Origin of the sequence: Faecalibacterium sp. OF04-11AC (genome assembly GCF_003460645.1) — a bacterium.
GTDB classification, from domain to species: Bacteria; Bacillota; Clostridia; order Oscillospirales; family Ruminococcaceae; genus Faecalibacterium; species Faecalibacterium prausnitzii_I.
In genome coordinates this window covers 39,244-59,400 of record NZ_QTVP01000014.1, presented here as the reverse complement: position 1 = coordinate 59,400, position 20,157 = coordinate 39,244, and the positions used below count along the sequence as shown (strand labels likewise).

Here is a 20,157-nt window from a genome sequence, read left to right as displayed (position 1 = left end):
AAGGATTGAGAAAGGAAATTTTAGTGATCCATTTAAAGAATATAAGGATTGCGATAATATTTTGATAGTATAAAGGCGAAAGCATAGACATAGGGATGAATCATTAGCTAATGCCCAAATGATTTATAGACATTATTTCAAATTCTTTTCGACATTCGCCAGCTATCATTTGAGTTTAATAGAAAACAGATACAAAAACTCATGGGATATTTTGCAAGACTGTTTAGATGAAGCAAAGATAGTAGGAGAATTTGTTGATATTAAAGACAGAAAAGAAATTCCGGAAATTGTTGCTATATTACTGCAATACGAAAAATTATATCCATACAGAGTTTTTGCGAGTAGCGAATATATTGTTTCCAAATCGCATTGTAGTATATGTGGTAAGTCAATGCAGAGCCTGTCTTGTCCCCATAGAAAAGGAAAACTATATTGGGGCGATTTTGCAATAGAAATGATTGATGAAATTAAAGAATTGCAAGCGGTTTGCCTGGTTAGCCATCCAGAAGATAAAAGATGTATTATTGAGCTACACGAGGATAGGGATATACCAGAGAAAGAAAAGTTCAAGAAATTGGACGAATTTGTAAAATTAAAAATAAATCCACTTCAAAATTTTGAAATAGAAACGAAAATTGAGCAACGAAGGGATACAAAAATTCAGAAAGTAAACAGAAATGATTTATGTCCCTGTGGGAGTGGAAAAAAGTTTAAGAGGTGTTGCATAAATAGAATGTATTATAACCATGAGAGAAATATTATTTCGCCTTTATGCAAAGTTCAACTAATAATACAAGATAGTAAAAATGAATAATTACCGTTTGATAGAGTAACGGTATCACTGAGCAGGAGATCTTTTGAGGTCCCCTGCTTTTCTTTGCTCAAAACTGAAAGGAGGATAGAACACTATGCCAATCAAAGCCGAAATGTATGCACAGATGGCCGAACAAGTGGCAACGCAACTCACGGGGAGCTGGCAGGAATGGGCAGGGTTTCTCACCACTGCTTCCCGCCTTTACAAGTACACGTTCCATGAGCAGCTGATGATCTATGCCCAGCGACCGGACGCCACCGCCTGTGCGGAGTACAATTTGTGGAATGAAAAGATGAGCCGGTATGTAAGGCGCGGCTCCAAGGGAATCGCTCTGGTGGACGATTCCGGGGACAGACCTCGCCTGCGTTATGTCTTTGACATTTCCGACACCGGAACCCATGAACATTCCCGCACTCCCTGGCTGTGGCAGCTGGAGGAGCGCCATCTGGATTCCGTGCAGGTCATGCTGGAGCACACCTATGATGTTTCCGGTGATGACCTCGCCGGACAGCTCACGGAGGTAGCCGGAAAACTGGCTGAGGAATACTGGACGGAGCATCAGCAAGACTTCTTCTATATCGTTGACGGTTCCTTTTTGGAGGAATACGATGAGTTTAACATCGGAGTACAGTTCAAGGCAGCAGCCACCGTCAGCATCACTTCCGTCTTTTCTCTGGCTCTCTCCAGTCCTTAAAATTCGACCTTTGCTATCGCGTCTTTTCTCTGACATGATGGTAAGCTCCCTTTCATCGCTGGAATGAGCCTCGATACGCTATCATTATTATACCGCGCCCCGGGCCCATTGTCAGCCGGCTCCGTCAAATAACCTCCAGTTCATCGATGACTTTCTCAAACTGCTTGCGCTTGATCTGGAGACGATTGCCGTTCATGATGAGCCAGTTGGCGTCAGGGTTTTCCTCGGCTAACCTACGGAGCTTCTTTTCCCCAATACGGAAATATCTGGACGCCTCCTCAATGGAAAGCGTGTATTTTTGCCAGATAGGAATATCGTTCGTGTTCAAATACAGCACCTCCTGTAAATTTGCGCGTCCCCTTTCAGAGGACGGTGTTGCAAAAAATAAGAGGCAGAAAACGGATGGCTGCTGGCACAGCTCCACGGGAATTTCACCCCGGCCCATGCTGATGGGGGGCGGCGCACGATGCTTTGCGGGCGTCCAATGCGCGAGTATCTTTGACCTGCCTGTATGTCATCGCCCACAGGTTGCCACACCTGTTTTACGGCCCGGTTTTGTCGCTCTCCTGTTTAGCAGGGGGCCCGTCCTGCGGACTTGCAACAGGGTCATGGCGCACCGGCCGACCGGCTCCACGCAGACAGATCGTATCCGTCTGCCTTATGCTGCGCCGGAGACCTCCCGCCGGGCTTTCTTTGTCAAGGAGCTATAACGGGACGCCGCGTGGAAAGGAGAACACGCAGCGCCCGGCCCTGGATCAGCTCAGGTCAAAATCCAGGATAGAAATAATCAGCTTTGCTTCCAGCCGACCGCGCAGATCTTCGTCCACCTGGGGACGGGGACAGCCATCAGGGCCATAGCTCGTCCGTGTAGACAGCGCGGCGATGTAGCCGGAGTAATGCCGGACTACCCGGCTCACTGCTTCGGGGTCTCCTCCGACAGCGGCGGCGATCACCGGGTAAGGAAGCAGCGATGCCCGTGTGTGCGCAGATTTAGTCATCCGCTTCACCTCCCATCAGCTTTTTCAGCAGCCGATAGGCTTTATACCTGCGAGTATTGACCGTTCTTCTGGCCATGCCCATGCACTTTGCTATCTGTTCGTCTGTCATCCATAGAAACCAGTGCATCATAAAAATTTCCCGGTCTTTTGGTGACAGCCGTAGAAGTGCTGTGGCCAATCGGTCGTTCTCGATTAGCACAACAGCATTTCCCACGGGAAAAGCCGTATACTCCCATGAGTAGCGATCGTAAACTGCAAGCTGGGCCACGTCTGCCTCGGACAGTTCTTCCAAAGATGCAAAACGTTTTTGATGACGGCTGATCTGCCGATAGCCATTACATGCCTCGCATTTCAACACCTTTTTGCAGTAGCTGTCAAAGGCGTGCTGCTTGTGTTCGTAGTAGCGATTTGGTTTCAAGTTCTCACCTCCCTTCGTGCCGGGAGGCAGTTCTTTTCTTCCCCTTTCGCTCACTACTCGTTCACTAACGGTCCGGTTTGGCCGGTTTTCTGGATCTATCTGAAAAATTTTTTTGCCGCTCATACTTGGCTCCTTTCGTTTCGTTCGGGTTGACAGGCCGGAACGAAACGGGGCGGGGAGCGGCAGCCCACGCCCAGGCACTCAAAGAGACGGGTTTTGTAAGATGTGAACCGTAGTAGATAAAAAGCGAGCCATAACTCACTTTCATGAGCATGGCTCGCTGCTGCGTTATTGGAATCTTTTTCGTAGTGGCATGGGCGTCCGCCGTACAAACGGTAAACCCCGCCTTATTTTGACCTCCTTTGTGTTGGCGCTCTCATCCATATCTCCCTTTACTCCGAAATATGAGTTATAACTCACTTTACATGAGTTGTATGGTTATTTATATGAGCGATAGCACACCATACAATGAGATAGAGGTGACGTATAGTGAACAATCCTCTTGACTTGTTTGCATGGAAAGTTCGGTCAGAACGTAAGCGGCAGCATTTGACACAGAGAAAATTGGCTGAACGGCTCAATATGAACGCCCGTACAATCATAGATTTGGAAACCTGCCAGAGTAACCCCAAATTTGAAACGGTGGCTCTTGTCGCCCAAGAGTTAAATATCAGCGTGGATGCTGCCATTTTTCCAGACATGGTAAATCAGACGGTTTCAAAAACAGTTGTAGACTTCTTTGCCGGGAAAAGCGAGGCGGAAATTGAAAAATATATTGCGCTTTGCAAACAGGCGGAAGCATTTCAAAAAGACGAATAACGCGGTCGGGTTCGATGTGCCCGGCCGCGTTACTGTTTTACCCGTTTGCTATGCGGGCGGATCATTCCTTTTTGGTTTTATAGGCATCGCGCAGACGCTCGAAGGACTCCTGGCTGATGACATGCTCCATCCGGCAGGGCGTCCTTTTCCGCCGTTACCGGGTCTACGCCGACCTCGATCAGCCGGTCGGTAAAGAAGCGGTGCTTTTCGTAGATCTGCTCCGCCACTTCCCGGCCCACATCGGTCAGATGCAGGAAATAGTCGCTGTCCATCGTCAGAAAACCCCCGTCCCGCAGGGTTGCCACCGCATGGCACACGCTGGGCTTTGTGACCTCCAGGTGCCGGGCGACATCCACGGAGCGCACCATGCCCATCTTCTTATGGAGAACGAGTATGGCCTCCAGATAGTCCTCCCCGGACGCATGAAGTTTCATAAAAACCTCCCTTGCTTAAAGAGGTTAGACAGCCCAACCAAGGCTTTCCTGCTGAATATGGAACAGCTTATGATACAGACCGTTCTTCTTCATCAGCTCATCGTGGGTTCCATGCTCTACCAACCGTCCATTGTCAAGGACGAGGATTTGGTCTGCATCTACAACTGTACGGAGGCGGTGGGCGATCATAATAACCGTCTTACCTTCCACCAGTTTGGCAATCGCCTTTTGAACCAAGACTTCATTTTCCGGGTCAAGGGATGCTGTTGCTTCGTCAAGCAGGATAATAGGCGCATTTTTCAGCAAAGCGCGGGCGATGGAAATACGCTGGCGCTCACCGCCGGAAAGGGTGCTGCCATTTTCACCGAGGACCGTCTGATACCCGTCCGGCATTTCTCGGACAAATTCATCGCAATAGGCGGCTTTGGCCGCGGCAATCACTTGATCGTCCGTTGCGTTTGGATTGCCAAGACGGATATTGTTCATAACCGTATCATTGAACAGGGTCACATCCTGGAACACAAAGGACATATAAGACATGAGACTTTCCGGCTCCATACTCTTAATGTCTTTGCCACCCACGGTGATCTTGCCCTGCTGAACATCCCAAAACCGGGCAATCAGTTTGGAAATCGTGCTTTTACCGGACCCGGACGGGCCAACAAGGGCAGTCACGCTCCCTTGGGGGATTTTGCAGGAAACATCTTTGATGACATCTTCCTGATTGTAGGCAAAAGTCACATGGGAAAGTTCAATATCGCAGTTCGGGACCGTTTTCCCGTCACCGTCCATTGCAGGAGTGGTGAGCAGGGTACGCATACGACTTGTAACTACATTCAAATTCAGCAGCGAGGACAAATTCGCCAGGATTGCCAAAATAGGGCCATAAATCCGCGTGACCATCAGCAGGAACATGAGCAAAGGCAGCAGTTCAATTTGTCCACTGGTCAGGAGGATAGCACCGACAAAGATTGTAATGCCAATACCTGCCTGCAAAATCATACTTGCACTGGACATGAACACGCCGACAGCCATCTCCACTTTGATGGCGAGTTTTTCATTGCTAACAGAGCTTTATCCAGCGCGCTGAAATGAGAACCGGACAGCCCGCAGGACTTGATGATCTTCATGCCTTCCAAGTATTCCTGTACCTGGTCAGAAGCAGCCAGCTTTGCGTCAACCTGTTTTTCAAACAGTTTCTTTTGATGGTTCCGGCTGAGCCAGATAATGAGGAAGGCAATCGGGACCGTGATAAATACGCACAGAGCGAGCCGCCAGTCAAAGAAGGCCAGCAAGATGCAGGTCAGGGTCACCGTGATGCCATTTGCAATCAGTGGAGGGATCGTGCTGCTGAGCAGGGATTCCATGCTGCTGCAATCTGCCATCATATTTGTGGTCAGTTCGGAAAGGTCCTTGGTGTTAAAGAAATTCATAGGGAGTTTCCGCAGATGCTCCGCAATCCGCAGCCGGGTCGTGTTCGACTCCTTATACGAGGCAATATAGGTTTTGCGGTAATCATTTTTGGCGGCCAGAAATACCAGGATGGCCGAAACAATGCCTGCGCCCCACAGCATCCAGATATGGTTCCACTGGATGGAGCCACCGCTGACAAAGGGCGTCAGAATTTCACTGAAAATCATAACAGTTACACAGAACGGCAGAAGCATAGCCAAGTTCGTCAATGTGCAGGCGAAGATCGCTTTTTTCAAATCTGCGTAACCCTTGTCTGACAAAAAGAGAGCTTTTTGTAATCTGCTCATAGTTACACCGCCTTTCCGCTGATTTTCCAGCCAATCGCTTCTGTATAGTGGTTCCACATTTGCGCATAGCGTCCGCCTGCGTCCACCAGCTCGTCATGTTTTCCTTCTTCAATCAGGTGCCCTTTCTCCATGACAATAATCTTATCTGCATTGCGGATCGTGGAGAGGCGGTGTGCGATGATGATAACTGTCTTACCCTGCATCAGCTTTTCAAAAGCTTTCTGGATCAGGTATTCATTCTCCGGGTCGCTGAACGCCGTTGCCTCATCCAGCACGATGATGGGCGAGTCCTTGATAATGGCCCGCGCAATGGCAATTCGCTGGCGCTCGCCGCCAGAGAGATGGATGCCTTTGGAGCCGACCACCGTATGATACCCGTTGGGCAGTTTGGAGATGAACTCGTGGCACTGCGCCGCTTTCGCCGCCGCAATCACTTGTTCCTCACTGGCCGAAGGATCACCCATACGGATATTATCCAAGATGCTCTGCTTGAACAGGAAAATATCCTGGAACACAAAGCTGACATGGCGCATCAGGTCATCCTCCGCCATATCGCGCACATCTACGCCGCCGATGGTAATGCTGCCGGAAGATACGTCCCAAAACCGAGAAATCAGATTGGCAATCGTACTCTTGCCGCCGCCGGACGGGCCGACAATAGCTGTGATCTGTCCCTGTTTTGCTGAGAAAGATACATTTTCCAGGGCTTTCTCGGAAACATCCCCCGTGTAGGAAAAGCTGACATCGTGGAAAGCAACATCATCCCCAACAGTTTTCTTAGGATGAGATGTTTCCGGCATTTCAGGGATGTTCAGAATTTCATCCATCCGAGCTACATTCCCATCAATCTGCATGAACGACTCGGAGATATACATGATCTTATTCAGTACGCCGGAAATTGCAGGTACAAAGAGCAGATAGAAAATGAAGGTCATAGCAAACCCGGCAAAATCATCTGACCTGGAACCAATCAAAATTCCGACAGGTACAAGGATCAGATAAACATTATTGATGATTGTGGTGAAGGCGGGCATGCAGTTCTGCCAGCCCAGGGAAAATTTCAGGACCCACTCTGTATATCCGGCAATCGCTTCTTTGAGCTTTTTGAAAGAGGAGGCGGTCTGGTTGAATGCCTTTACAACCGACATTCCACGAACATACTCTACAGAAGCGTTGTTCATTTCTTCCAGGGCTTTTTGATATTTCCCCATATTCTCTTTCATCTCGCCGCTGCCAAAGCCAATGAACTCCGCAACAAACGCCAGAATGATACCGACCAGAGAGGCAAGACCGAACCGCCAGTCAACGGCCAGCAGGATGATGACCATGACAATGGGAGCTGTAATAGAAGCGACAAAATCCGGGAACTGATGAGCAATAAAGCCCTCTACGCTTTCAATGTTTTCATCCATGATTTTCCGCAGACGTCCGCTGCCAATCGTCAGGTGATACCCAAGTGGAATTTTCGTAATATGGTCTGCAAAGAGAACCTTCAGCTCGTACAGCGTTCCGAACGCTGCCATGTGTGAACTGAAAATAGCCAGAAAGTACAGCAGGATATTCGCCACGATCCCGGCGAGCGCCAGCCAGCCATAATTCATGACCATCCCCATATCCAACTGATCCAAGTTCGGGAAAACACCGATAATCGAGCGGATCATAAAATAGACCGCTATGTACGGGATGAACGAAGCAATGGCCGCCAGTGACGAAAGAACCGCAGCTAAGAATACAAGGCCCTTTCTGTCAGAAGCCAATTCCATGCATCGTGCCAAACCCGTCTTTGGTTTTGCCTGTTTCGACTTTGCGTTTGACATAGCATTAACCCTCCTTAAAATTGAAAGTGGTGAGGTTGGCAATCCCTAACCTCACCACTCATTTTATCAACCTTTGAAATTGCCTGCCACTCCATAACTCTGTTCCACTGCCCAAAATAGCCCAAAGATACCATGGAGTTAGTTGCAACTATATTGTCCTTAGACAATGCCTGCCTTCTGGAAATGCTTTTTGAACACGCCTTTTGCAATCAAAGCGCCGACGATGCCTGCAACGAAGGTCACAACAGCGATGATGACTACCATTGTTCCATTCATAAAGCTATGCAGCTCCGTCAGATACTCGGCGCTGACGCCATTCGACGTAGACATATCATCCACATAGCCGGTCATAATGACCATAGGGAGATAGGTTCCCAGCGCAAAGAACATCATATACACGGAATAGCCAATGGTATTCAGCCAGAAGCTCTTGTAGTGGCCGATACGGGCCAGAAGCTCCGCAATTACGGCACCGGCAATAAAACCGACGGCAACCGCCCAGCCTGCGCCAATCAGAAACTCAATCAGGCCGATCACCACACCGCTCAACAGAATGCTCCCGGCCTTTGGCACTTTAGCGCGCATCAGCATATAGATAATGCCTCCAGGAATTGCAGCAATGGCGCTCCCAAATGCGAAGGTCACCACGGTAGCTGCGGAGGCAAAGATGCACACCATTACCACAGCAAAGAATAACACCGTAAAAATGCCCAGCGTGATAAAATCCTTTGCTTTCATTTTGTCGGATGCCCCGACAGGTTTTGCTTGTTCACTCATACAGATAGCCCCTTTCTATATTTTGTATATAACTAAGATGAAGTCCTTTCATCCACGCGAATGACGCGGGAACAAATCTTCATCAGTAGTTCATTATCATGGGAAATCACCAGGATGGCTTTCCCTCTTTTGGACAGCGCACTTAAAATTTCTGCAACACTCTCCATGTTTTTGTAGTCCAAGCCGCTTGTAGGCTCATCAAAAATAAGTACCTCTGCATCTCGGAGTGCCGCAACGCCAATCGCAGTGCGCTGCTTCTGACCGCCAGATAGGGACATTGGATGCCGCTCTTTATAAATCGTCAAATTCAGCTCATCAAGAATATCGTCTATTCTCTTTTCGTCTTTATCCTTCTGGTCAGATAATGCCAGCAGCAGTTCCTGGTAAACGCTATCGGTAAACAGTTGATAATCCGGGTCCTGCATGACAAGATACGCTTTCCTGATCCGCCGTTTGCTTGGGACCATACTGTTTTTGTATAGAACTTCTCCACGGAGTTCCTTCTGCAAGCCACATAAGGTCCGGGCTAAAGTTGATTTCCCACAGCCATTTTTTCCTACCACGCCAACAATTTCTCCTGGGTAGACACGAAAATTCAGGTGCTGCGCCACGGGTTCCCCTTTCTCATAGCCTATCGCAAGATCTTTAACTTCGACAGCCGGGGTATCGTTTCGAGATGGCATTGTTTCGGGAAGTTCTAACCTTGCAGGCATATAGCTTCTAAGTCCCAGCGCCTTGATTTGCTCGGTACTGAGTAAAGCAAAATCACGGGCGGACCAAGATTGTTTCAGCTTACCATGTTCCATAAGGACAATGCGGTCTGCAATCCCATTCAAGAAGTAAAGGCGATGTTCGGATACAACAATCGTTTTTCCCTGCGCCTTAATCAGCAAAAGCAGCCGCCGTAGTTCTTGGATGGCCTCCGAATCCAAGTTTGAGGAAGGCTCGTCCAAGACAAAAATATCAGGATTTAATGCGTAAACGCTGGCAAAGGCTATGGTCTGCTTTTGCCCGCCGGACAAGTCAAACAGGTTGCGGTCCTTTAACTTTTCAATATGTAATTCCCGGATAGTCTGTTGGTAACGGTTCAACATCACTTGATAAGGCATCCCCTTATTTTCCATACCAAACACAATCTCGCTGTCCGTATCCAGGCTGAAGAATTGACTGCGCGGATTTTGGAAAACAGAGCCTATCTTGTCTGACAAATCGTGCGGTTGGATCGTGCGGGTATCAACTCCGTCAATGAGAACCGCCCCGGACATTTCCCCTTCGTAAAAGTGGGGAATAAGCGTATTTATCAACCTGGTTACACAAGTCTTTCCACATCTAGATTCGCCAGTGAGAACAACACACTCCCCCTTTTTAATCTGCAAATTGAAATCTTGCAGATTTTCCTGTTCAGCGCCGGAATATTGAAAAGATACATGGTCAATATCAATCATCATCATATCCTCCCATATATCTGGTATTTGCAGAAAAACAGCACAACGAAGGCAACAAGAAAGAAGCACAGTACCATCCAATCTTTAGCATGAACTTTTAGCTGAATGAACGAAGTCCGTTGTGCCGGATTATCAATACCTCTCGTCACCGCAGAAGCAGATAATTCTTCTGCAATCGAGGCAGAGCGCATCACGATGGGATAGTGATTGCCTCCAGAATGAGCATGGGGCGCGTGAATACATTTTTCCACGAAAGGGCGATGCCTCTTAACTTCATCGCGTCATAAATGTTGTGAATCTCCTCACTGAAAGTAGGGAAAAAGCGTAGCACCATAGCGAATGTAATGGTAATGCTCCGAGGTATTTTTAGCGAGTACATAGCCGCAATCAATTCGCTGACTTTCGTTGTAGCGATAAAGGTTGAGGCAAAGAGTACCACGGGTATCATCACCCGGATAAACAATGTGAAGATCGACAAAATAGTTTCGATGGCCTGGGGGAGGTAGATACAAAGCTGCTGTATAGCCGCGATCACCACATAAAAGACGATATATTTCAACACGATCTTTTTCTGTCCCATCAGGCACGAGAGGATGCAGATAAAGGAAAAACATACACTGCCAAGGACAAAATCTTTCAAGCCGAACACCATGAAGTTGATGAGCAAAAACAGAAGCAACTTGATTCGAGTATCTATGGCAAGCAGGGAGACCACCTCGTATAATAAAATAGTAGTATTTATAGACCGCTCTCCAGCGGAATGCTACAATAAGTTCAGGATGCTGTGGATTGGTATGTATCACCTACCGCAAAGACGGTTTTCGGGAGGCTCCAACCACAGCTTCTTTGTCGAAATGTTAATCAGTTAGATACCGCCAGACGGTTTATTTAGAACGAGATTACAAGAGCAAAGAAGTCTGTGGTCCTGAACAGCATCGAAATAAATATACTGGAGGCATCAAAATGGTTTGTGTTGGAATTGATGTTGCCAAGGATAAGCATGACTGCTGCATTCTTGATTCAGACGGGACGGTTCGTGCCGACTGTTTTACTATTCCCAACAACATGGATGGATTCAAGCAACTACTTCAGACGATTCGAGACTGTACCAAAAAGTCAGACAAAATAAAAGTAGGACTTGAGGCTACCGGGCATTACAGCTACAACATTCTTGGGTTCCTTCTTGACAACGGTCTGCCAACTTATGTCATTAACCCTTTGCACACCAACCTATACCGAAAGAGTCTCAGCCTTCGCAAAACCAAAACTGATCGTGTGGATGCAAGAACGATTGCAACTATGCTATTGTCCGATGTAGACCTCAAGTCCTACACGGATACAGCATACCACAACGAAGAGTTAAAGTCACTAACAAGATACCGATTTGATAAAGTTCAGGAACGCGCTAAACTAAAGCAATCGGTGTCCAGATTGGCTACGATTCTATTTCCCGAATTGGAACAGCTTGTTTCGTCTATCCATGGCACTTCAATCTACGCACTTCTCGGCGAATATCCCGGTGCAAAGCAAATTTCAGAAGTCCATCTTACCAAGCTGACAAACCTTCTTACAACAGCGTCCAAAGGACGCTACGGAAAAGAGAAAGCCATCCAGATTCGAGAGGCAGCCAGAACTTCTATTGGCTCTGTCATGCCTGCCAAATCTCTGGAATTGAAGCATACCATTAAACTCATTCAAGAACTTGCCTCCGAGATCAACGAAATCGAAGATTCTATTCAGAAAATCATAGATGAGCTCAATCCACCAATTCTCTCGATTCCCGGCATGGGAGTAAACTCCGCTGCTGTGATCCTTGCAGAAATCGGGGATTTCTCCAATTTCAGTTCTCCTGACAAAATTCTTGCTTACGCTGGCTGCTCTCCATCTACATACCAGTCCGGAAAACTCACGAACTGCTATGCTCACATGGAAAAACGTGGCTCCCGCTACCTGCGATATGCCCTTTACAACGCAACCAAGTACGTCTGCTACTGGAATCCTGTCTTTGCTGAATACCTTGCCAAAAAATGTGCCGAAGGAAAACACTACAATGTTGCCCTGTCCCACGCCATGAAGAAACTCGTTCGGTTGATTTATGCCTTACAGAAATCCGGGAAAGCATATCTTGCAGCTGCATGATTTTCTCCTGAGCCTGAGCTAATTCCAACAGAAACTTAGCTGGCGCAGCGAACCCTTGACGAACCGAAGCATTCAAATGCTATCCTGTTTGTGCGAGGGCTGGCTGGGCTTGCTTTGCTGTTCTCTCCGTCGCCCTCGCTGCTCTGATTCCAGCATTTGAATGCTGTTTGTCAGGGGCAGCGGTCGGTTGGCGGATTTTTTCATTTTGGGGCTTGACTTTTAATAGTTAGTCTCCTAAATAAAAAGCTGATAGGTTAGCATAAACCAACCGCACCAGCTCATTATATCTGCCTGCGCAATTTTTTCTGCTCCATTCCTTTGAGATGACGCAGAAAACAGCCCATTCTTCCTATTTATTTTTTTCGATAGTCCTTTGGCAACATCCCATAGACAGATTGAAAAGCCTTTGCGAACTTACTTGCGTTACTATATCCAAGTTCCAAAGCTATATCCACGATTTTCATTTTATTTTCCGAAAGCCACTGAGCTGCTAAATTCATTTTGTATTTTTTGAGATAGGCATACGGCGTGTCTCCATAGATATGGGAAAAAACCAAATGAAAAACAGATAGGTTCAAATGCGCTTCTTTTGCCATCTGCTCCAAAGACACTTTTTCGTCCAAGTGAGAAACAAGATATTCCCGGATTGCTTTTGTAGACTGTATTTGTTTCTTATCAAAATACTTCAAGTCGCACCCGTTAATCTGCGTTAGCTGATCCATGTGGTACAGGAGTTCAATAGCCTTAATTTTGAAATAGCCGATTGGCTCCGTCTCAGCGGCAGAATATAATTCTGAAAACAGATGCTTCAACTGCGCTGGGGTATCACTGACATACCACCGTGTTTCAGTCTCAGCGTTGTTCCTATTTTATCAAGATCAATAGGGATTGTCTGCATCATCCGGCGTGTTCCATCTGAAAGCGCCTGACGGTCAATGACGAGGCTGACGCCGTAATATTTTCCCAAAGGGAAAGAAAAGGAAACCGGCAAATGCTCTGTTGCCGCAACGCTAAAATAGCCCTCTGGCAAATACGATACAGTGTGGTTAGCAAATTCACATTCATACCGGCCGGTCTGGCAGTGCGTGATCTGAATAATATCTGGATTAAACTTTTGTGTTTCCATAGACTCATCTGATTCAAAATCGAGGAAACAAAGCTGTATTCCCTCAAACAGATTATAGTTTTTTACAATTCCCCGGCCTTTGCAGCCATAATCTACGACTACACGATCATCACTTTGCGCCAGAACTTTGGCCTGCATACCGTACCAGTCTTGATTGAAACTGGCATTTCCCATTATCCTCACTCCAATCAGTTAGTTATGGCTTACTGATTTTATAATAACACACGCCTGGACAAAATTCAAGAAAATAGCCCATTTATAAAAAGTGTTTTCTTGAATGTTCGGCCAAAATCTCCGTTTCAAATTGTAGTATTAGTAGAGGGAGAAATTGAAGGTAGGTTTCGATAGCAAGCAGTGCAACTTGGTACCAACTTGCGATTTTTGAATCGGATTTTTCAAAATCCAAATTCAAAATGCTTGTTGGGCTGTGCCCAACCCCCTTGTGTTCTGCATCCGGTGGATGCGGGCTGCACATTTTTGCAAAATGCTTTTTTGATCTGAGTGCCGATGCCTGTGGTATCGGCACTTTTTGCACAGATGGATTCCCGGAAGCAGAAAATAGTGCTATGCAGCACATCCGGGATTGTGCTATACTTAATTTGCATAAACCTGTTTGTCTTAAAGAGTTGGAGGTGTTCATGGCAACACGAACCATTTGTTTTCCCATATCCGGCTACCCCTATTGCAAAGAACAGCCGGTGACATTCACATGGATAAAAGGCAGCAAGCGGCAGAATATCCGTGCCGTCCATGATGCCGCCCATACGACAGACCCGGATGTTTTGATTCTGGAAGTCAGCTCTGCATCCGTTCAGCCGGAGGGGGAGGCTGTTTCTTCTCTGCGGCTTTTGCTGCGTCTGGATTCTGTTGCGCAGGATGTGCCCATCAGCACGGTTTTTGAAGCCACCAAGGTATTTGAACATGGTGGGCCATTCGCTGACCTTCTGACCTGTGAGCCACCCAAAGTCCATAAGGACACTCGGCTGCGAACCAGTGGAGAGCTACTACGCTACTCTCTGGAAGGAAGCGAGTATCCGACAGAGCCGTACCCAGATTCGTTCTTTGAGTGGCTCTACTGCCGTGCGTTGAAGCAGTTCCCGGAAAAGGCGGAGCCGCTGAGCCGATATAATGCATTTTCTGATATTGCCGCCGTGGCAGATTCTAAAAAATATTATGGCGATTCCTCGCGGGCGGCTGCGATTTATGTGGGACTTGCAGCGGCAGGAAAACTCCCGTGCATCGATTCCTATGAATCATTCATTGCAGAAGTTTACACGGAGCCAAAGCCTTTGCCCAAGTCCGGAAAGTCTGAGGTTGCTTCAGAAACGACACCCGAAGCTCCTGCACCAGCAAAGGAGATTCCGGCAGACGAATCGTCGCAGTCCGATAGTGCAAATATTCCGGACGCTGCGCAGATGGAACATATCCTTGAGCTGCCCAAAGCGACCTGTCTGCTCCTCTCTTTGGCAAAAAATGCTGGTCTTTCTGCAAATAATTCCAGTGAGCTGGCGTATAAGGGAAAGGAATTTTTTCTTGACGCTTATCAGAAAGCACTAAAAAACAAAACGCTCCAAATCAATATTCATAAGAACAAGATCACTTTTCCGATGGAAGATCATGACAGCGGATTTCATGCGGTCGGAGTACTGACCCGTTCGCCTGCTTGGGAATACGGATGGAAGTTCAACTATCTGGCCGAGAATACACCCGGGGCAGAAAAGCCCGAAGTCAAAGCAAAGATCCAGAAGCCTTTGAACGCATTAGAGCATCTGGAACGCTGTGGGTATAAAATCGTTCAGCAGGTCATGCCGGAAAAACTTCCACCGATTGCCGTTCAGCGGATGGCATGGAAAACAGGCGAGGCTCTTTGCGACCCGGTGGCGGTGGATTTCTTGCAGTTTATCCGAACACATATGCAGAGCGACGGCTCTTTTTCGTTCCGTATCCCAAAGGGTACGTCCAAAAAATCGTTTGCCACACTTTCAGAGATCGCGCAGACGTGGGACAAAATGGGACTTTTTGCAGCCATTGTGATTTACCCGCAGAATATCGTCTATGAACTTGCGCGAAATGAAGCCGTCCGGCATTTTTTGAGCGGAAAGTGGCTGGAGCTTTTTGTAGAGCATCAGGTTCAGCAGATCCTGAACCGCTATCAGGAGGAGCAGGGCGCAGAAGTTTCGGTTTGCTCCAATGTGATTCTTTCAGAAACGGCATCCGTAGGGAGCATGCATGAGCTGGATGTCGTGTTCTCCATCAATGGAAAATTTTTCTGGGTAGAAGCCAAATCATCCAGCCGAAGCATTGATTATGGAAAATATGCTTCTCTGTGCGAAAAGCTGAACGTGACACCAGAAAGCTTGCTTTTGGTCAACAGCGATTTGTCCGTGGAAGAGTGCGAAGGTGTTTCTTATTTCTGGAATTACTGTGTTGCAAACTGTGCAACGATCACACAGGAACTGGAAAGCATGATCGCTAAACAACTTGAAAGCACCAGAAATGCCGTTCTGAGTACAGACTGAGGAATAATCAAAAAAGGCCCTGAGAACCCTGCCGGATAAGCGGCAAAGTTCTCAGGGTCGTATTGTTTATCTGGAATATTCGGTCTGCTCTGGATTCCTTTCCTCCTCGAAGAAAAGCTCAATATTTTTCTGCGCTCGAAGAAGCTCCTGCATTTCTTCTTTCGCTTTGCGATAGTCCGGGTAGCGTGCTTTCTTTTCTGTCAGCAGTTTGGAATATTCCGCGTCCAACTCCTTGACCTTGGGGAGCGTTTTCAAATTGGCTTCATCAAACGCCGCTTTCGCCGCCTTGTGCAGTGTGATCTCTGCACGATGACCTTCCAGAAAGTGCTTGCTGTATCCGGTCTTTCGGTAGGCATCATAGACTGGTCGCGTTTTGGCGTAGTTGATGATGTGCGCTTTCAGCACCGCGATTTCTGCCAGCCGCTTCTCAGAGGCTTTGATGGAATCGCCCAGTTCATGATAGCGGGCGGTGGCAGCATCCACACGCTCCTGCATTTCCTCGATGCTGCCGATTTTATTTTCCTGTAAGAAAACCAGCGTCCGGGATATTTCTTTTAAGTTGTGGTGCTCTGCCCAGCGGGCAAAACCCGTGCCTTTTCCCTCGGCCAACTTTGCCTGAATGTCCACCAGCATCTGAAATTTCTGTTCCGGCACCAGACTCTTTTGCCGCGGTCGATGTTCCGCTTCCCCTGCAGGGACAGCTTTCAGTTCTTCCTCGCTGTACCCTGCTCCCAGAGTGCGGAACCGGATGAATCGTTTCTGCCGTGCGCCCTTGACGGAGGTGTACTTTCCGCGTTTGACTTCATATGGAACAGCATCCCAAATACATCCAAGACTTCTACCAGCATGAGTTGGATCGTGGCCTTACGGCAAACACCGTCATTCACTATCACGCCAACATCCGCAAATGCTTGCAGTACGCTTTTCAAATCGGCATGATCCGTTCCAACCCGGCAGATCGCGTTGAACGTCCTCGTAAGGAAAAGTTCAAGTCGGAGATTTACAACGGTGAAGAACTGGAGCAGCTATTCAAGGTGATCCTTCGGAGTTTGGCGTTATCATGGCTGCATTCTACGGCCTGCGGCGCAGTGAAATCGTTGGTTTGAAATGGGATGCCGTTGACTTTGAAAACAAGAAAATCAGCATTCAGCATACGGTTGTGACCGCAAAGGTCAACGGAACGCTAACAGAGATCGCACGAGATAAGACAAAAACAAAGTCGAGCTGCCGGACGCTTCCCCTGATCCCTGCCTGTGAGCAGATGCTCAAAAAGATGAAGAAAGAGCAGGAGCAGAATCGGAAGGTCTGCGGCAGAAGCTATTGCAACGATTATCTTGACTATATCTATGTAGACCCGATGGGAAAACGGATTCGGCCCGATTTCCTGAGCCAGCATTTCCCGGATTTTCTGGTCGCACACAAAATGAAGCGTATCCGCTTTCACGATCTGCGCCATAGCTGCGCCAGTCTGCTCTATGCCAATGGCGTGAGCCTGAAGGAGATCCAAGAGTGGCTCGGTCACAGTGACATCAGCACAACAAGCAACATTTATACACATCTGGATTTCTCCAGTAAGGTGTCTTCGGCGAATGCCATCGTCAATATCTTCCCAGAAAACACCAAAGTATAAGAAACTGGGCAAAAAAGAAAAACAGCCTAAAATTTTTCGATCCTAAGCTGTTTTATGATGAAGTGCCGATGGTGGGACTCGAACCCACATGGTTTCCCGAACGATTTTGAGTCGTTTGCGTCTGCCATTCCGCCACATCGGCTTATATTCAATTTTGGGACATTAGTACCGGTTTCTGGAGATTGGAGGGATGTTCAGGAGGGATGTAAGAAATCTCGCTCCGACAAACCCTCAAAACCAAACGTACACTCGTGAATTTCTCGCACAGACACGGAAAATCACGAAGGGGATTTTGAGTCCCCCTCGTCTGCCAGCCTCCGGCGGTGGTAGTTTATTGCCGTTGAATCGTCCTATTTTTGAGGCCGAGGGGGATTTTTCCGCCACGACCGAGGGGGATTCCTCTTATTTTTGAGTGTATTATATCATGGATTTTTGATTCCGTCAACTGGATTTTTGTTAAAGCGAACATTTCGATTTTGAGGGCAGTATCGTCAAACCTGGGCGGTGCTGTCCTTTTTTGATGCCTAGGATACTGTCGGCACCGAAAACAAGTATTGATTGGTAGCAAAACTTGATTTTAACAACTATTTGTAGTATAATAAAGCCATCCAATAAGTGAAAGGGGCTGTGCACGGAAACGGGTTCATCCTCCCTTGTGAAGTAGTGAGATCTAGTCAGGCCGCTGTAAATTACCCTGACAGCAAAAAGTTTACAGCAAATTTTATTCCAAGGGAGGGCTTGAATATGAGCCGCACAAAAGAAACCGACAAGAAGAAGCACTGGCCGTTCAATGGTTTTTTCCTGAAGTTCGCAGAGGCGCAGAAAGAGTACGAACAGGAGCTGCACATTGACCCTGCTTTGCTAACGGAAGCCGAAAAGCAACGCGAAATTCGGAAACTCTTGAATGATATGTACGCTTCTCGCAAAAAGAGAAAAGACGATGGAGCACCGCTTGACCCCATTGTGCCAGAAAATGATCTGGAAGCAGTTCGAGCGGAAACGGAACAATCGCTGCCCCGCAAACAGTATATAGCCGATCTGGTTGGAGAAGATTTCAAGCGCTGGAAAGGCATGGTTCTGTTCGACGCAGGCACCAACTCTGGCAAGACCTATTTTATTCTAAAGGTCCTGCTGCCGTGGGCGTATGAACATCACAAGCGCATTTTGTTCTTGTGTAACCGTGATGCCCTACGGAATCAGGTGGAGCGTGATGTATGCCGCTTGGGGCGTGTGGAGGGTTCTTACTGGGATTATGATGATGAGCTCGGCGAAGAGGCTGAGCGACCCACCATCGAAAACAAGTACGAATGCACCATTCGGGTGGAAACCTATCAGTGGCTGGAAACTTTTCTGTTGAAGAACGAGCGGGGAGCCAAGATTTATCTGCGGACGTTTGACTACATTGTGGCGGACGAATACCACTATATGGTGACGGATACTGGCTTCAACGACCATGTGGATATGAGCTACGAGGCCATTAAAGAACTGACTGCGACAAAGACCTGTATCTTCATGAGCGCAACTGCCCGGATACTGTTTGATACCTGGGAGAGGCTTGGACGGATTCCAGCAGGACAGCACTACCGCCTACCCGTTGACTATCGCTTTGTGTCGAGCGTAAAGTTTTTCTACTATGGAGATGAAGAGGTTGATATCATCCGCCGGGTAAAGCCGGGAGAGAAAATCCTTGTCTTTGTAGAGAAGGTAGACAAGCTGCGCAGGTTGCGTGACCGACTAAAAGCAGAGGGCATGGTTGATGTGGCTTGCCTGTGCTCCAAGTACCGTAAAGAGGCCAAAGAATTTGACAAGCAGGAAGATGTGCTGAAGGACGGTGTCTTGCTCCACCAAATCACTTTGACGACTACAACCCTCTATAATGGTGTGGACATCAAAGACCGTGCCCTGAAGCATATCGTCAGTGAGTTGTGGAACCCACTCGTCAATGCCCAGATACTTGGTCGAAAGCGACCTTTGGATGCAGACGATACCTGCGCGGTGTACTTTATGGGATATGGCAGGGAGCGGCTAAAAGGTCTGTTCCAAGAGGTAAAAAGGTATCAGCTTGGGCCAGCAGGAGAGTTTCGGAGAAAATTCAAAGACCCTGACGCCTGGCGAGAGTATCTCTACAATGACGAAACACAGTACATTCTAAATACGAGTCATAAATGCCGTACGGTTGTACTTGACCCGAGAGAGGGCCGTTATTGTCTGAGAAAGCGTGCATATCTACAAGCCTTGCTGGAAAGCGCTATGCTGCAAAAAATGCTGCGTTATGGCTATCAAGAGGCGCTGCTGAATGAGATTGATGAAAGCCTGCTTGCAAAGGTAGAGCGTCTTGACTCACCGCCGTTGCTTGACTATCTGGATGCTCACCTGAACGAAGAACGATATTGTGAGGAATGGCAGAAAATCTTCTTTGAGATGGGACATATCTACAACAAAGAGGACAGACATACCAAGAAATCGTGGCCTGGCTTTACGCGCGCTCGTGGATGGCTGCAACATTATGGATACGACCTTCATAAGAGGCAGAAACGGTTTGAAGCGGGACAAAAGAAAACGGTCTGGTGGGTTACAAAATCAGAACACTAAGGGGGGCTACGAAATTCACTGTACTATATAGTAGTGTGAAAAATATAGGCATTTCTGGAATAACTTGTCAATTTCTCTGCTGATAGTATTCTTATAAACTGCGGATATCAAGCGTTTTTATCGGGGCTGGAAAGGACACTTGGAAGCCACGGTAAAGATGGTTGATGTTCGCAAT

17 protein-coding genes, 1 tRNA gene and 5 pseudogenes are annotated in these 20,157 nt (G+C 47.5%); 8 read left to right on the top strand and 15 right to left on the bottom strand.

From position 1 onward, the window contains the following. Positions 1–118: 118 nt before the first annotated feature. Positions 119–814, top strand: coding sequence for an SEC-C metal-binding domain-containing protein (locus DXA70_RS08510; RefSeq protein WP_128118214.1), 696 nt, complete (start codon positions 119–121; stop codon positions 812–814). A 94-nt stretch (positions 815–908) separates the two neighbouring features. Further along, a pseudogene (locus DXA70_RS13775) lies at positions 909–1,475 on the top strand (hypothetical protein); the annotation flags it as partial. Here the strand turns inward: DXA70_RS13775 and DXA70_RS13770 are convergent. The 4 genes and pseudogenes from DXA70_RS13770 to DXA70_RS08490 all read right to left on the bottom strand — a co-directional run. Beyond that, a pseudogene (locus DXA70_RS13770) lies at positions 1,476–1,547 on the bottom strand (integrase DNA-binding domain-containing protein); the annotation flags it as partial. An 85-nt stretch (positions 1,548–1,632) separates the two neighbouring features. After that, positions 1,633–1,836, bottom strand: coding sequence for an excisionase (locus DXA70_RS08500; RefSeq protein ID WP_025654190.1), 204 nt, complete (start codon positions 1,834–1,836; stop codon positions 1,633–1,635). Positions 1,837–2,263: 427 nt separating this feature from the next. After that, on the bottom strand, positions 2,264–2,506 hold the full coding sequence (locus DXA70_RS08495; RefSeq protein WP_128118212.1) for a helix-turn-helix domain-containing protein: 243 nt from the start codon (positions 2,504–2,506) through the stop codon (positions 2,264–2,266). Beyond that, a complete protein-coding gene (locus DXA70_RS08490; protein ID WP_128118211.1) occupies positions 2,499–3,047 on the bottom strand; it encodes a sigma-70 family RNA polymerase sigma factor in 549 nt (182 codons plus the stop codon). Before DXA70_RS08490 ends, DXA70_RS08495 begins: the two co-directional genes overlap by 8 nt. Before the next feature lie 366 nt (positions 3,048–3,413). On the opposite strand from DXA70_RS08490, the gene DXA70_RS08485 reads away from it, so the two are divergent. Further along, positions 3,414–3,743: a helix-turn-helix transcriptional regulator gene (locus DXA70_RS08485; protein ID WP_128118210.1), complete on the top strand. Its 330-nt coding sequence runs from the start codon at positions 3,414–3,416 to the stop codon at positions 3,741–3,743. Between the two features lie 61 nt (positions 3,744–3,804). Here DXA70_RS08485 and DXA70_RS08480 read toward each other — a convergent pair. The 6 genes and pseudogenes from DXA70_RS08480 to DXA70_RS08455 all read right to left on the bottom strand — a co-directional run bounded on the left by DXA70_RS08480 (position 3,805) and on the right by DXA70_RS08455 (position 10,691). After that, positions 3,805–4,177, bottom strand: a pseudogene (locus tag DXA70_RS08480) (metal-dependent transcriptional regulator). Positions 4,178–4,201: 24 nt separating this feature from the next. After that, positions 4,202–5,937: pseudogene (locus DXA70_RS08475) on the bottom strand (ABC transporter ATP-binding protein). Between the two features lie 2 nt (positions 5,938–5,939). After that, positions 5,940–7,754, bottom strand: a complete 1,815-nt coding sequence (locus tag DXA70_RS08470; protein WP_128118208.1) for an ABC transporter ATP-binding protein — start codon at positions 7,752–7,754, stop codon at positions 5,940–5,942. A gap of 159 nt (positions 7,755–7,913) precedes the next feature. Next, entirely contained in the window at positions 7,914–8,531 is a 618-nt protein-coding gene (locus DXA70_RS08465) for an MptD family putative ECF transporter S component (RefSeq protein ID WP_128118207.1), read from the bottom strand. 32 nt (positions 8,532–8,563) lie between these two features. Continuing rightward, positions 8,564–9,982: an energy-coupling factor ABC transporter ATP-binding protein gene (locus DXA70_RS08460; protein ID WP_243001243.1), complete on the bottom strand. Its 1,419-nt coding sequence runs from the start codon at positions 9,980–9,982 to the stop codon at positions 8,564–8,566. Between the two features lie 184 nt (positions 9,983–10,166). Further along, a complete protein-coding gene (locus DXA70_RS08455; RefSeq protein WP_278321323.1) occupies positions 10,167–10,691 on the bottom strand; it encodes an energy-coupling factor transporter transmembrane component T in 525 nt (174 codons plus the stop codon). A 248-nt stretch (positions 10,692–10,939) separates the two neighbouring features. On the opposite strand from DXA70_RS08455, the gene DXA70_RS08450 reads away from it, so the two are divergent. Continuing rightward, a complete protein-coding gene (locus DXA70_RS08450; RefSeq protein ID WP_128118205.1) occupies positions 10,940–12,115 on the top strand; it encodes an IS110 family transposase in 1,176 nt (391 codons plus the stop codon). A 353-nt stretch (positions 12,116–12,468) separates the two neighbouring features. Here DXA70_RS08450 and DXA70_RS14440 read toward each other — a convergent pair whose 3' ends face one another. The 3 genes from DXA70_RS14440 to DXA70_RS13635 all read right to left on the bottom strand — a co-directional run bounded on the left by DXA70_RS14440 (position 12,469) and on the right by DXA70_RS13635 (position 13,908). Next, positions 12,469–12,927, bottom strand: coding sequence for an AraC family transcriptional regulator (locus DXA70_RS14440; RefSeq protein WP_243001242.1), 459 nt, complete (start codon positions 12,925–12,927; stop codon positions 12,469–12,471). Then, complete coding sequence (locus DXA70_RS14435) at positions 12,924–13,415, bottom strand: hypothetical protein (protein WP_243001241.1); 492 nt, start codon at positions 13,413–13,415, stop codon at positions 12,924–12,926. The genes DXA70_RS14440 and DXA70_RS14435 overlap by 4 nt, the downstream gene beginning before the upstream one ends. A gap of 82 nt (positions 13,416–13,497) precedes the next feature. Further along, positions 13,498–13,908, bottom strand: coding sequence for a hypothetical protein (locus tag DXA70_RS13635; protein ID WP_158565149.1), 411 nt, complete (start codon positions 13,906–13,908; stop codon positions 13,498–13,500). Between DXA70_RS13635 and DXA70_RS08440 the strand changes: the two genes are divergently transcribed. Next, positions 13,880–15,760, top strand: coding sequence for a hypothetical protein (locus tag DXA70_RS08440; RefSeq protein ID WP_128118216.1), 1,881 nt, complete (start codon positions 13,880–13,882; stop codon positions 15,758–15,760). The genes DXA70_RS13635 and DXA70_RS08440 overlap by 29 nt on opposite strands. A gap of 66 nt (positions 15,761–15,826) precedes the next feature. Here the strand turns inward: DXA70_RS08440 and DXA70_RS08435 are convergent. Next, positions 15,827–16,567, bottom strand: a pseudogene (locus DXA70_RS08435) (relaxase); the annotation flags it as partial. Here DXA70_RS08435 and DXA70_RS15445 point away from each other — a divergent pair. Then, entirely contained in the window at positions 16,567–16,866 is a 300-nt protein-coding gene (locus DXA70_RS15445) for a phage integrase SAM-like domain-containing protein (protein ID WP_347553529.1), read from the top strand. The pseudogene DXA70_RS08435 and the gene DXA70_RS15445 sit on opposite strands and share 1 nt — an antisense overlap. Further along, positions 16,821–17,390 carry a site-specific integrase gene (locus DXA70_RS08430; protein WP_347553528.1) on the top strand — a complete coding sequence of 190 codons (570 nt, stop codon included), beginning with the start codon at positions 16,821–16,823 and terminating at the stop codon, positions 17,388–17,390. Before DXA70_RS15445 ends, DXA70_RS08430 begins: the two co-directional genes overlap by 46 nt. Positions 17,391–17,453: 63 nt before the next feature. On the opposite strand, the gene DXA70_RS08425 is transcribed toward DXA70_RS08430, so the two are convergent. After that, positions 17,454–17,532: transfer RNA gene (locus tag DXA70_RS08425), tRNA-Leu, on the bottom strand. A 602-nt stretch (positions 17,533–18,134) separates the two neighbouring features. Here DXA70_RS08425 and DXA70_RS08420 point away from each other — a divergent pair. After that, positions 18,135–19,982 carry a DEAD/DEAH box helicase family protein gene (locus DXA70_RS08420; RefSeq protein WP_128118204.1) on the top strand — a complete coding sequence of 616 codons (1,848 nt, stop codon included), beginning with the start codon at positions 18,135–18,137 and terminating at the stop codon, positions 19,980–19,982. Positions 19,983–20,157: the final 175 nt, after the last annotated feature.